Raw genomic sequence first — 11,502 nt, 5'->3', positions numbered from 1 at the left:
GGTTACGCCGCCGGGGTCACGAACCACCGGTTCGGGCCTGCCGGGCGCCGTGCCGCCGGTGTCAGTCGCCCTCGGGTGGGACGGGCGTGGCCTGGTGGTAGTACATCCGCCAGCCCCCGTCGCCCTGCCTGCGCCACAGTGAGCTCCGGCGCGCCCGCCGGCCGTCGAGCACGGTCTCGTACGTGAGGTGCACCAGCCCGGGTGCCAGGGCCACGCCCGTGATGTCCGACGGCCGGTACCGGGGGCCTTCCTCGGAGCTGCCCGCCATGTCGGGCAGCGCGGCGAGCAGGTGCTCACGGGTCCAGCGCCGGCCGGAGGCACCCACCTCGACGAACTCGGGGTCCAGCAGGTCCGCCGCCAGAGATCGCGCCGCCCTCACGTGGGGATCGATGAGGCGCAGCTCGGCCTCGATCGCCTGACTCACTTCGTCCGTCGCGCTGTCCATGCGCCTATCGTCGCCGGTTCCACCTGTCCCGCCGCAACCGGGTTCGACGACCTCCCGGCCCCGTCACCGGGGAGTCGCGGCCCCCGTCCACGGCTCCCCGGTGCGCTCGGCCCACTCACGGGCCGCTTCGGGGCGGCCGGTGAGCAGCAGGAGCAGGGCCCCGACGGGCCCGCGGATCTCCGGGCCGGCCCCGCGCGTCCAGTCGATGTCGGTGGCCACGAGCCGGGCCTTCGGCAGCGGCCACGGACGGGGCGGGAAGCGCATGGTCCACACCCGGTCGGCGGCGTCACGGGCCGCCGCGGGGGGCATGGCGCGCGTCCGGCCCAGGGCGAGGGCGATGTCCTGGCCGTGGACGAGCAGGTCGAGGAGCGGCTCGTGGGGCGAGGTGGTGGGCGCCAGGCGCCGGGAACCGACGATCGAGCGGAGGTTGGCGACGATCTCGGCGGCGGGCAGCGCGGCCTCGCGCACCGCCGAATCGCGGATCATCCGGTTCCAGTTCCCGCGGGCCCGGACCATCTCCCGTACGACCTGCCCGTACGTGAAGCGTGCCGCGATGGTGAGGTGCGCGGCCACGTCCCGCACCCGCCAGTCCCCGCACCGGGTGGGCGTCTCCCACTCCTCGGGGCTCAGGCCCTCCAGCAGGTCGGCCAGGCTCGTGCGCTCCTGGTCGACGATCCGCCAGAGCTCGTCGGTGTCCAGCACTGCGCCCACGGTGATCACCCACCCAAGTGGTAAGATTCTCTGACCAAAGTAGTCAGACACTCTTACCACTGTCAAGGAAAGCGGGAGGGGAACCCACGATGACGCGGGAAGTGAGCCGGCGATGGTGACGGAGAGCGAGCTCAACACCGGGGTGCTCCTGTTCCTGCCGTACCGGGCGCTGGAGAACCGCGTCTTCGCCGCGCTCGCCGAGGCCGGTTTCGACGACTTCACACCCGCCCAGGCCCGGGTCATGCAGCGCATCGGCCCGCACGGCACACGCCTGACCGAACTGGCCGAGCAGGCCCAGATCACCAAGCAGACCGCGGGTTTCCTCGTCGACCAGCTGGAGAAGTCCGGTTACGTCACCCGGGTGCCCGACCCGACCGACAGGCGGGCGCGCCTGGTGTGCGGCGCGGAGAAGGCCCGGGCGGCCAAGGAGGTCGCCGACGCCGTGGTCGCGGAGGTGGAAAAGGAGTGGGAGGAGCACCTCGGGAAGCGGCGGATGAGACAGCTGCGCGAGGCGCTGACCCTGCTGCGGGAGATCACGGACCCCTGGGCGTAGCGGTGCGCCCGCGGCCCTCCGCGGCGCGTCCTGTCAAGCGCTGTGGAGGACCCGGAAGCGGTCCGGTCGTGCCGGATCTCGGTCCACGACCTGCACGGGCGGCCACGCCCACTGCCACACGCCGATGCCGGGGGCGCGGGAGAAGGTGATCGGCCCGCGGGTGCCGTCGACGGCGACGTGTGGCCAGGCCTCGGCGACGCGCACCCGGTCCGGGCCGTGGGAGCGCAGCACCTCGGCGAGGACGGCGACCGTGTCGTAGCCCTCGTGGGCGACGAAGGAGGGCGGGTCGGGCAGCCGTCGGCGCAAGGAGGCCTCGACGCGCCCGCCGAGGGGGGTGAGGTGCTCGGGCAGGTAGCGCAGGAACGGGATCGCGGTGCCGTCGGGGCCCAGCAGCGCCCGCCAGGAGGCGAGTTCCGGTTGTCCGGCCGGGGCACCGAGCAGGACGTCCGCCAGGCGCCGGTCCCCGCGGACGGCTCGGACGAGGGGCACCGCGGGCTCCGGGAACCCGGTCAGCAGCAGGAGCGCCGTCGCACGGTGGTCGGCGAGCGCGTCGCACAGGGCCGCGGGGGTGAGCGCGCGGGCGTCGAGTTCGAGCACGGTGCCGCCGTGCGCCGCGAGGTGGTCGCGCAGGATCCGGGTCCCCGCCGCCCAGTAGGCGCTCGGTTCGGCCGCCACGGCGATGCTGCCGTGACCGGCGCCGAGGAGGAAGTCGGCATAGACGCGCCAGCCGTACGACTGCGCCGGGGGGAGGCGCGCCACCCACGGCGTCGGTTCCTCGGTGAGGGCGTCGAGCACCGCCGACGAGCAGAGGAACGGCAGGCCGAGCGCGTCCGCCTCGGTGGCGGCGGCGCGGGCGACGACGCTGTGGTACTCCCCCGCCAGGGCGACGACGCCCGCGCCGGCCAGTTCCGCCACGGCCTCGGTGGCGCGCCGCGGATCGGCCGCGGTGTCCCGGACCAGCAACTCCAGGGGCCGTCCGCCGATGCCGCCGGCGGCATTGGCGTCGGCGACGGCCAGTTCGAGTCCGGCGAGCAGGTGCCGGCCCGCCTCGACCCAGCCGGGGCGGCTCAGGGGAGCGAGGGCGCCGAGGCGGACGGCCGGCCCGTGGGGTGTGTTCATGCGTCGGCGTCTCCCTCGCGTCGGCAGCGGACGAGGCCTGCCCCGCCGCATCGCTCGCCGCCGGGTGCGGCGCCTCGAACAATATGATCTCAATTGCCGTGGCGTTCAGTTGACCCCGGGGCGCGTCCTAGCATGCGAGCCCTCCGGCGCGAGGGACGCGCCCGGAGGAACAGGAGAGCGCCCCATGAGACGACTCGGTGTGATCGTCGCCGCCGCCCTTGCCGTGCCGGCCCTGTCCACGCCCGCCGCCGCTGCCGCGGAGCCGGCCCCGGCGGCCTGTCCGGCCGCCGTGGCGGAGATCGCGGACTGTTACACCGGGCGGAGCGCGGACGGCGCCTACTACGCGATCGCCGTTCCCGAGCAGTGGAACGGCTCCCTGGTGATGCACGCGCACGGCGGGCCGGACCTGGGCGCGGAATCCGACCCCGAGCGCAGCGTCGACGACCTCGGCCGCTGGTCGGTCATGGTCGAGCAGGGGTACGCCTGGGCCGGTTCCTCCTACCGCCGCGGCGGTTACGGGACCAGGATGGCCGCGGCCGACACCGAGAGTCTGCGCCGGCTCTTCGTCGAGGAGTTCGGCGAGCCCGGGCGGACCTACCTGCACGGCCAGTCGTGGGGCGGGAACGTCGCCGCGAAGACCGTCGAGGTGTACGGCGCGAAGAAGCACGGTCCCTACGACGGCCTGCTGCTCACCAACGGCGTCCTGGGCGGGGGGTCACGCGGCTACGACTACCGGGTGGACCTGCGCGCGGTCTACCAGTACTACTGCCGCAACCACCCCCGGCCGTCCGAGGAGCAGTACCCGGTGTGGCAGGGCCTGCGCGCGGGTTCGACGATGACGACGACCGGGTTGCGCGCCCGGCTCCAGGAGTGCACCGGGTTCGCCTCGCCGCCCGGGGAGCGCAGCGCGCTGCAGCAGCGCAACCTCGACGACATCCTCGGCGTCACCGGGATCCCCGAGCGGACCCTGGAATCGCATCTGCGGTTCGCCACATTCACCTTCCGCGACATCGTGCACAACCGGCTGGGCGGACGGAATCCCTTCTCGAACAAGGGAGTCGTCTACTCCGGCTCCCACGACGACGCCGCCCTCAACGCCGGTGTCGAGCGCTTCTCCGCGGACCCCACCGCGGTGCGCGACCTCTCCTGGGACAGCGACCTCACCGGCCGGGTCTCGATCCCCGTCCTCACCCTCCACGCGATCGACGACCCGACGGCGTTCGTCGAGCACGAGGCCGCCTACCGGGCCACCCTGCGCGGTGCCCACCGCGACCGGTACCTCGTGCAGACCTTCACCGACGAGCACGAGCACAGCGGGCTGAGCGCCGCCGAGTACGCCACCTCCGTCGCGGCGCTGGACAGCTGGGTCCGCACCGGGAAGAAGCCGACCCCGGCCTCGATCGCCGCGTCCTGCCCCGGGTTCGACGCCGCCTACGGCACGGGCTGCTTCTACGAGCCGTCCTTCACGCCCGAGCCGTACGCCACCCGGGTGGAGCCCCGTCCCGGCGGGCTGCACTGGCCCGCGCTGACGGCCCGCCAGGAGAAGGAGTGGAGCCGGCTGCCCTCGGTGGGCATCGCGCCCTGAGGAGGCCGGGGCGCTACACCGGGGGCGCGCCGAGGCCTCTCACGCGGCGGACACGCGCAGGTCGAGGAGCTGTCGGGTGTGCCGGGGCACGTGGTCCTCGGCGAGGCCGCCGACGAGACCCGCCAGGGGAACCGGCTGGTCCAGCAGCAGCGTGTCACCGGACACCAGCAGCGCCGGCACCAGGACCGAGGCCTCGGCGTCGCCGAGCCGGCCGGCGATGTCGCACAGCACGGCGGCCTGGTCACGGACGTGCGCGACGAGGGCCGTCCGGTCTCGGTGTCCGGCGATGATCCGGTCCAGGTTCCAGGGGTCGAGGCAGACGCGGTTGTCGAAGGTGGGGCGGGCCCCGGCGGCGACGCTCAGGGCGGTCGCCGCGACCGAGGCGTCGACGCTGAGGAGGTGTGCCAGGATCCGGTCGGCGTTCCAGCCCCCGTCGGCCGCCTCCCCGAGGTCGGGGCGGGCGGCCGCTTCGAGCAGGGTGCGGTAGGCGTCGCGCAGGGGTGCCGTGTCCATGGTGTGCTGCCCTTCCGGTCGGGGTGCGCGTCAGCCGGACCCACCGGGGTGCGCCTCGGTCGGGGGCGGGTCCTCGCCGGCCGGGCCCGGGGCCGTGCGCGCCTCCCGTTCCGCGGCTTCCGCGACGTGTTTGATGCGGGCCAGACGCCGGTCCCATTCGCTCGCGAGTGAGGCCATCCAGCGGGCCGTGGTGTCCAGCGCCGCGGGGCGCACCGCGTACCGCACCTCCCGGCCGACCCGGCCGCCGGTGACGAGCCCGGCGGCGTCCAGGACGGCGAGGTGCTTGACCACCGCCTGCCGCGAGACGGGGAGGTGTTCGGCCAGCGTCGTGGCGGTGCCCTCGCCCCGGGCGGCGAGGAGGTCGAGCAGTTGACGCCGGGTCGGGTCGGCGAGCGCGTTGATGACGCTGTCGACGACCTCCGGGGCGCCGGGGTGTTCCTCCGTCACGCGGCGGGCCGTTCGGCGCGCGTCCGGAGCGCTTCGAGCTCCAGGGGCCAGCCCTCGGTGTGGTCCTCCAGGTTGCGGCGGCGCAGTTCCTCGGACCCGGCCAGCGCCTCGAAGCCGCTCTCGACGACGCGCAGCCGCGTCCCCTCGCCCTCCTCGGTCAGCGTGAACTCGACGAGGGTGCTGTTGTTCTCGCGCAGTTCCTCGCCGGGGAAGGCGCTGGTCCAGCGGTAGGAGAGATACGTCGGCGGCCGGACCTTCTCCACGCGGATCGGGAAGTCGCCGTGTTCGGGGTGCTTCACCACCATCGACTCGCCCTCCCGCGCCACGGTGCCGGGCAGGCTCGCCTTGTCGGCGACCCAGAACCCGGGCTGGGCCACCAGGGTCCACACCCGGTCCAGGGGTGCCGCGATCAGGGTTTCGCGTTCGATCCGGTCCTCGCTCATGAGGGGCTCCTTCGTCGTGTTCCGTCTTCCGCAACCTCACAGTTGCACATCGCGGCTCATTGTGCAACCCGCAGGTTGCGCCTCAGGAGTCCGGCGGCATCTCCCGGACCGTAGGGGGTACTTCGCTCGCATGGTCCTTCATCCACAGGAGTGTTCTCCGGCGTACCGGGAGGCCGGATGACGGCCGCGGACAAGGCGGCGCGGATGGTCGCCGAGGCCGCGGCGGACGCGCCCGCCGCGCAGGTGCCGCGCCGGGTGTGCGAGGCGGTGTCCGAAGGGCTCGGCATGGACGGCGCCACCCTCGCGCTGCTCACCGACACCCCCTCCCGGCAACTGCTCGCCGCGACGGACGAGACCGCTCTCACGCTGGAGGACATCCAGTTCACGCTGCTGGAGGGGCCCTGCATCAGCGCCGCCCGGACCGGGGAGCCCGTGGCGGTGCACGATCTGCGCCACGAGCTCACGCCGTGGCCGCTGTTCGGGGCGACCCTGCGCGAGAAACTGCCCGGGGTCGTGTCCGTGTACGCCCTGCCCCTCTTCTTCGGCGACTACGTCCTGGGCACGGTCGACCTGCTGGCGCTGCGGCCCCACGCGCTCGGCGCGGAGGCGCTCGACCAGGCGTCCCGCGTGGCCGACGCCGTCACGGCCGCGCTCATGACGACCCGCGAGATGCTCCTCACCGGGTCGCGGGCGCCCGTCTGGGAACCGCGGGACCTCGTCCGCGCGCACTGGTTCGACACCGCGCGTGCCGTCGCCGCGCTCGCTGAGCGGCGGGGGATCGGCCGGGAGGACGCGCTGGCGCTGATGCGCGCCGAGGCCTTCCGCACGGGCAAGCCGCTGACGGACATCACCACGGACATCCTGCGCGACCCGCCCAGGCGGCCCTAGCCGGTGCCCGCCGCCGGGGCGGACCGTGGCGCGGTGGCACGCTCCCCCGTCACAGGACGTCCGCGGCCCCCCGTAAAGGACGTCCGCGCTCCCCCGTCACAGGACGTCGTAGGTCAGGTGCGTCGCCGTCGTCGTCGGGACCACGCTGCGTTGCACCAGGGCGCGGGGCGCTCCGCCGGTGAACAGGGGCGTCCCGGCGCCCAGCACCACGGGGGCCAGGTGCAGGGCCAGCGTGTCGACCAGGCCGGCCCGCAGGGCCGAGGCGATGGTCGCGCCGCCGCCCATCAGGACGACGTCGAGGTCCTTGCCGCCGCGCGCGGAAGCCGCCTCGGCGCGCTCGCGGGCGGCGGCGACGGCGTCGGCCACGCCGCTGGTGACGAACGTCCAGTCGAGGCCGGTCAGCCGCACGGAGGCGGGCGGCGCGCTCGTCACGACGACGAACGCCGGTTTGCCGACCTCGCCCGCGCCGTAGCCGGTGGTGTCGTCCCAGCCGTGCGGCCCGTCGACCACGTCGAACAGCCGGCGTCCGAGGACCACGGCGCCGGAGCGGGCCGTGGCCTCACGCAGGACCCGCCGGTCGTCGGGGTCGTCGGAGAACGCCCAGGTGTGCAGGGCCTCGCCGCCGGTGCCCAGGCCGTTGGCAGGGCCGGGGTCGGGGCCGGTGACGAAACCGTCGAGCGAGACCGAGATGTCGGCGATGATGCGTGTCATACCAGGGCAGACCCGATCCGCCGCCCGGACTCATCGCCCGGACCGCAGCGCCTGGTGGAAGCCCGTGCTGACGGCGGTGAGGCCACCGTCGACGACCAGGGTGGTGCCGGTGATCCAGGCGGCGTCCGGCGAGGCGAGGAAGGCGACGGCCGCCGCGATGTCCTCCGGTTCGCCGACCCAGCCGAGCGGGTACAGCCCGCGCACCGCCTCCAGATCCTCGTCGCGGCCCTCCCAGGCGCTGGTGCGCACGGTGCCCGGCGCGACCAGGTTGACGCGGACGCCCCGGGCGGCGGCGTGACCGGCGAGGGTTCGGGTGAGGGAGCCCAGGCCGGCCTTGGCGGCGCTGTAGGCGTGGTTGCCGAAGTCCTGGAGGCCGTTGACCGAGCCGACGGAGACGATCGCGCCGCGGCCGGAGGCGGCCAGGTGCGGCAGGGCCGCGCGGCAGCAGCGGTAGGCGCCGGTCAGCGTGACGTCCAGGTCGCGGGCCCAGGACTCGTCCGGTTCGTCCTCGAAGAGGGGCGCGTCGGGCGAGCAGTGTGCGGCGCAGTTGACCAGCACGTCGAGGGAGCCGAAGGTGTCCACGGCGTGGGCGACGGCGGCCTCGACCGCCTCCCGGCCGGCCACGTCGCACGCGGTCCCCTCGGCGGTCAGGCCCTCCTCGCGCAGTGCCCGTGCGGTCCGCGTCGCCGCCTCCGGGTCCCGGTCGGCCACCAGGACCCGTGCTCCCTCCCGTGCCAGCCGCCGCGCGGTGGCGGCGCCGATGCCGCGGGCCCCACCGGTGACCAGTACCCCGTACCCCTCGAAACGCCTGGTGTCCGTCATGCGCCGACCGTACAAGCCCGGGCGCGGTGTACGGGCCCCGGATCGGACGACGGTGGGCCCGAAGCGGCGTGATGGCAGCCGGACCGGAACGGCGGCCCGGGCACCCACGCGCTTGCGTGCGCAGCCTGCTGTGCATCGCGAGGGCGGGGTACTCGACCGGGCCGTCACCTCAAGGGCGGCGAGCGGAGGCTTCGGATGACGGTCGACCTGTTCGGTTTTCTCGGTGTGGTGCTGGTGGCCTATGTGGTGCCCGGCCCCGACTTCCTCGTGGTCGTCAGATCGGCGGCCGCGGACCCGGCGAAGGGCAGGGCGGCGGCCCTGGGCGCGCAGACCGGGCTGTGTGTGCACATGCTGGCCGCCGTGGCCGGGCTCTCGGTGGTCGCCGCCCGTTCGCCGCTGGTGTTCGACGGGATCCGGCTGCTGGGCGCGGCCTATCTGGTCTTCCTGGGCGTACGGGCCGTGCTGACGGCCCGCCGGGCAGCCCGGGAGCGCTCCCGCACGCCCGGGCCCACGCCGCCGGAGGCCGCTCCCGCAGACGGGTCCGGCCCCGGACGCCTGCGGGAGGCCTTCTCGCAGGGGTTCTTCACCAACGTGCTCAATCCCAAGGCGGCGCTGTTCTTCCTGAGCGTGCTGCCGCAGTTCGTCGACGGCGGCGGTTCCGTGGCCCGCCAGATCTTCCTGCTGGGCGTGCTGGACGTCCTGATCGGGGTCGGGTACTGGTTCGCCCTCGTGGTCGTCGCCGCGCGCCTGCGTGCCCTGCTGGCCCGGCCGGCGGTCCGGCACCGCTGGGAGCTGGGCACCGGCTGGCTGTTCATCGCCATCGGCGTCTCGGTGGCCGCCGCCTGACCCGGGCGGTAATCCGGGCGGCGCGGGGTAAAGGGAGGTCCATCAGATCCCGTTGGAAGGAGCCGAGGATGACCGATGACGCCTACCTGTTCCTGCTGGACGACCCGTCCGTGCCGCTCGGGGTGGCCCCCACCGCCGTCGGTGACCTCGCGTGCATGGAGACGCCCGCGGTCCGCGCCTGGCTGGACGCCCACGGCAGCACGCCGACCTCCCCGCAGCTGCGGCTGCTGCCGCCGGAGGAGACGGCGGCCGTGCCCGAGGACGCCGAGCGGCTGCCCGTGCCGCTGAGCGACGAGGAGTTGAGCCGGGTGCGGCACGGGATGGCGCCGGAGTCGCTCGCCGGGATCGAGGAGGAGCTGCTGGCCTACCGCGACTGCGCGGACGGCCGGGACGGTCTGATCGGACGGGCGCTGGCCGCCGGTGTGCCGCCGCACCGCGTCGTCGAGCTGACCGGGGTGGATCCGGCGACGGTGACCGCGGCCGCCGCCCGCTGAAGGCCGTGGCCCCGGCGAGCGGCCCTCGTCCGTCGTCCCCTCACCTGCCCGGCCCGGGATCCGGCTGGACGGCTGAGGTGATGCCGGCGCGGGCCGCTTCCAGCTGGGCGGCGAACGCGATGCCCAGGAAGAGGGCGACGGCGGTCAGATTCGCCCACAGCAGCAGGGCGATGAACGCGGTGAGCGGCCCGTACACGGCGCCGAAGGCCCCGCTCTCCTCGACGTAGAGCGCGAGCAGCCAGGTGGCCGACACCCACAGCAGCAGGTGGACGGCCGAGCCGAAGGCCAGCCAGGTGTAGCCGGGCTGGACGCGGCGGGGCGACCAGCGGAAGATCACGGCGGAGGCGATCCAGGCGAGCGCGAGTCCCACGGGGATGTCGAGCACGCCCCACCAGGGCAGGCCGCCCTCCTTCCAGCCGGCGGTGTCCGCCACGGCGTCGCCCACGGCCTCGCCGGCGACGAGCACGACGAAGCCGAGCACCAGGGGCAGCCCGGCGGCGAGGGCGAGCAGGATGGCCCGGCCGTACTTGCGCGGGAAGGGCCGGTCGCGCTCGATGCCGTAGATGCGGTTGGCGCCGCGTTCGATCTGGCCCATGGCCGAGGCGAGGTTCAGCAGCGCGAAGCCCAGGCCGAGCCAGAGGGCCAGGGTGCTCCAGACGTCGCCGTGAGCGGTGCGCCGGGTCCCGTCGAAGGCGTCCTGGACGATCTCGGCGCTGGCGCCCGGCACGATCCGGCCGAGGGTGAGCTCGACGACCCGTCCCACGCCCTCGGTGTGCACGGACGTGGCCAGTCCGACGAGCGCCACCGTGCAGGGGACCAGTCCGAGCACCACCTGGAAGGCGAGGGCCCGCGCGTTGGTGAACCCGTCGGCGTAACGGAACCGGGCGAAGGAGTCGGTCAGCAGCCGCAGTCCCCCGTAGTGGCGCAGTGCGGTGAACGCCTCGTCGCCGGAGAGCTCCTCCCCGATCATGTCCCGGGTCTGGGGGACGTGGACGGCTGTACCCATGGCGTGGACGCTCCCTTGTCGAACGGCTGCTCCCAGTCCGGTTGCCCCGTGAGCCTTCCCGTGCGACCTCGGAGTCTGCACGACTTCGCGGACCGGTCCCCCGTACGCGTCCCGCCGGTCGCCGACGGCGTACGGCCCCGCCCGGCGGGGAAACCGCCGAACGGGGCCGGTCGCGGGTGGCGGGTCAGCCGCGGGTGAACACCTCGTCGCGCGTGGGGCCGGTGGAGCACAGCTTCTTCTCGTCGGCCGTCATGGGGCGGGACTTGACGACGACCGCGTTGTGCTTGCCGTCGGTACCGTTCGGGGCGGGACCGGTGATCACGTCGGGTACGAACCAGTAGTAGTGGTCCCACTTCCGGTCGTCGTAGTGGGTCTGCCAGGTGCCGGTGATCTGCTGCATGACCTGGGACCGGGAGATCCAGCCCACCTCTCCCGGCTTCACCGTGACCGTGAAGGAACTGGTCTCCGTGCGCGAGCTCTGCCAGGTGTAGTTGTACGTGGCGGTCACGCCGGCGCTGATGATGCCCTCGATGCCTCCGCCGACGGTGACCGAGCCGCCCACCGAGTGGGAGGACCCCACGGTGTCCGCCCATGACATCGACTGGGAGGCGGGCGAGTCGGTGCAGTTGTAGAGCAGGTCGGAGACCTGCCGGGGCTCGCCCAGGTAGGCCGTGCCGAGCTGCGGGGAGTTGAAGGTGCACTTGCCTTCGCCGGAGGCGCAGTCGGCCAGGATCTGCTGTGCGGTGGGCTGTTCCCCGGCCGCCGCGGGCACAGCCGCGGCCATGATCATGCCGAGTGCGGCCGCCGTCAGTGCCGGTGTCCGGCCGGCGTACCGCCAGGTGCGGTGGGTCTTCATGGGTCTCTCTCGTCCCTCGGTGCGTGGGGGGAACGGTGACCGCTGCGCCCGTGGTGCTTGAGG

The 11,502-nt window shown here is 74.1% G+C and carries 15 protein-coding genes; 5 read left to right on the top strand and 10 right to left on the bottom strand.

The features are described from left to right. Positions 1 to 61 precede the first annotated feature (61 nt). Both ACIGAQ_RS28010 and ACIGAQ_RS28005 read right to left on the bottom strand, forming a co-directional pair. Positions 62 to 445, bottom strand: a complete 384-nt coding sequence (locus ACIGAQ_RS28010; RefSeq protein ID WP_311678658.1) for a DUF4440 domain-containing protein — start codon at positions 443 to 445, stop codon at positions 62 to 64. A 63-nt stretch (positions 446 to 508) separates the two neighbouring features. Continuing rightward, positions 509 to 1,165: a maleylpyruvate isomerase family mycothiol-dependent enzyme gene (locus ACIGAQ_RS28005; RefSeq protein WP_399787455.1), complete on the bottom strand. Its 657-nt coding sequence runs from the start codon at positions 1,163 to 1,165 to the stop codon at positions 509 to 511. Between the two features lie 103 nt (positions 1,166 to 1,268). On the opposite strand from ACIGAQ_RS28005, the gene ACIGAQ_RS28000 reads away from it, so the two are divergent. Further along, positions 1,269 to 1,709 (top strand): MarR family transcriptional regulator, encoded by a 441-nt coding sequence (locus ACIGAQ_RS28000; protein WP_311678662.1) that lies wholly within the window; start codon positions 1,269 to 1,271, stop codon positions 1,707 to 1,709. 33 nt (positions 1,710 to 1,742) lie between these two features. On the opposite strand, the gene ACIGAQ_RS27995 is transcribed toward ACIGAQ_RS28000, so the two are convergent. Beyond that, positions 1,743 to 2,828 carry an ABC transporter substrate-binding protein gene (locus ACIGAQ_RS27995; RefSeq protein WP_399787452.1) on the bottom strand — a complete coding sequence of 362 codons (1,086 nt, stop codon included), beginning with the start codon at positions 2,826 to 2,828 and terminating at the stop codon, positions 1,743 to 1,745. Between the two features lie 184 nt (positions 2,829 to 3,012). Here ACIGAQ_RS27995 and ACIGAQ_RS27990 point away from each other — a divergent pair, with 184 nt between their 5' ends. Then, positions 3,013 to 4,413 carry a hypothetical protein gene (locus ACIGAQ_RS27990; protein WP_311678666.1) on the top strand — a complete coding sequence of 467 codons (1,401 nt, stop codon included), beginning with the start codon at positions 3,013 to 3,015 and terminating at the stop codon, positions 4,411 to 4,413. A gap of 39 nt (positions 4,414 to 4,452) precedes the next feature. Here the strand turns inward: ACIGAQ_RS27990 and ACIGAQ_RS27985 are convergent, their stop codons facing one another. Genes ACIGAQ_RS27985 through ACIGAQ_RS27975 form a run of 3 tightly spaced genes read right to left on the bottom strand, consistent with a single transcriptional unit; the run spans position 4,453 to position 5,816 of the window. Beyond that, positions 4,453 to 4,926, bottom strand: a complete 474-nt coding sequence (locus ACIGAQ_RS27985) for a hypothetical protein (RefSeq protein ID WP_311678667.1) — start codon at positions 4,924 to 4,926, stop codon at positions 4,453 to 4,455. A 30-nt stretch (positions 4,927 to 4,956) separates the two neighbouring features. Further along, on the bottom strand, positions 4,957 to 5,373 hold the full coding sequence (locus tag ACIGAQ_RS27980) for an ArsR/SmtB family transcription factor (protein ID WP_399787448.1): 417 nt from the start codon (positions 5,371 to 5,373) through the stop codon (positions 4,957 to 4,959). Continuing rightward, positions 5,370 to 5,816, bottom strand: a complete 447-nt coding sequence (locus ACIGAQ_RS27975) for an SRPBCC domain-containing protein (RefSeq protein WP_399787445.1) — start codon at positions 5,814 to 5,816, stop codon at positions 5,370 to 5,372. Before ACIGAQ_RS27975 ends, ACIGAQ_RS27980 begins: the two co-directional genes overlap by 4 nt. Positions 5,817 to 5,993: 177 nt before the next feature. Here ACIGAQ_RS27975 and ACIGAQ_RS27970 point away from each other — a divergent pair, with 177 nt between their 5' ends. Then, entirely contained in the window at positions 5,994 to 6,704 is a 711-nt protein-coding gene (locus tag ACIGAQ_RS27970) for a GAF and ANTAR domain-containing protein (RefSeq protein ID WP_399787442.1), read from the top strand. 96 nt (positions 6,705 to 6,800) lie between these two features. Here ACIGAQ_RS27970 and ACIGAQ_RS27965 read toward each other — a convergent pair whose 3' ends face one another. Both ACIGAQ_RS27965 and ACIGAQ_RS27960 read right to left on the bottom strand, forming a co-directional pair. Then, a complete protein-coding gene (locus tag ACIGAQ_RS27965) occupies positions 6,801 to 7,415 on the bottom strand; it encodes a dihydrofolate reductase family protein (RefSeq protein WP_399787440.1) in 615 nt (204 codons plus the stop codon). Positions 7,416 to 7,445: 30 nt separating this feature from the next. Then, positions 7,446 to 8,237 (bottom strand): SDR family NAD(P)-dependent oxidoreductase, encoded by a 792-nt coding sequence (locus tag ACIGAQ_RS27960; protein WP_399787437.1) that lies wholly within the window; start codon positions 8,235 to 8,237, stop codon positions 7,446 to 7,448. A 195-nt stretch (positions 8,238 to 8,432) separates the two neighbouring features. On the opposite strand from ACIGAQ_RS27960, the gene ACIGAQ_RS27955 reads away from it, so the two are divergent. Both ACIGAQ_RS27955 and ACIGAQ_RS27950 read left to right on the top strand, forming a co-directional pair. Further along, the gene (locus ACIGAQ_RS27955) at positions 8,433 to 9,083 is read left to right on the top strand and encodes a LysE family translocator (protein WP_399787434.1); all 651 of its coding nucleotides are present in this window, start codon (positions 8,433 to 8,435) and stop codon (positions 9,081 to 9,083) included. Positions 9,084 to 9,151: 68 nt separating this feature from the next. Beyond that, the gene (locus ACIGAQ_RS27950) at positions 9,152 to 9,577 is read left to right on the top strand and encodes a DUF6003 family protein (protein WP_311678675.1); all 426 of its coding nucleotides are present in this window, start codon (positions 9,152 to 9,154) and stop codon (positions 9,575 to 9,577) included. A 40-nt stretch (positions 9,578 to 9,617) separates the two neighbouring features. On the opposite strand, the gene ACIGAQ_RS27945 is transcribed toward ACIGAQ_RS27950, so the two are convergent. Together ACIGAQ_RS27945 and ACIGAQ_RS27940 are read right to left on the bottom strand one after the other, a co-directional pair. Further along, positions 9,618 to 10,583 (bottom strand): YihY/virulence factor BrkB family protein, encoded by a 966-nt coding sequence (locus tag ACIGAQ_RS27945; RefSeq protein ID WP_311678676.1) that lies wholly within the window; start codon positions 10,581 to 10,583, stop codon positions 9,618 to 9,620. A gap of 184 nt (positions 10,584 to 10,767) precedes the next feature. Beyond that, positions 10,768 to 11,439: a hypothetical protein gene (locus tag ACIGAQ_RS27940; RefSeq protein ID WP_399787429.1), complete on the bottom strand. Its 672-nt coding sequence runs from the start codon at positions 11,437 to 11,439 to the stop codon at positions 10,768 to 10,770. Positions 11,440 to 11,502 lie beyond the last annotated feature (63 nt).

Origin of the sequence: Streptomyces sp. NPDC085932 (assembly GCF_044540525.1) — a bacterium.
GTDB lineage: Bacteria > Actinomycetota > Actinomycetes > Streptomycetales > Streptomycetaceae > Streptomyces > Streptomyces levis.
The sequence above is the reverse complement of the archived record's forward strand: the minus strand, read 5'-3'. Positions and strand labels throughout refer to the sequence as shown.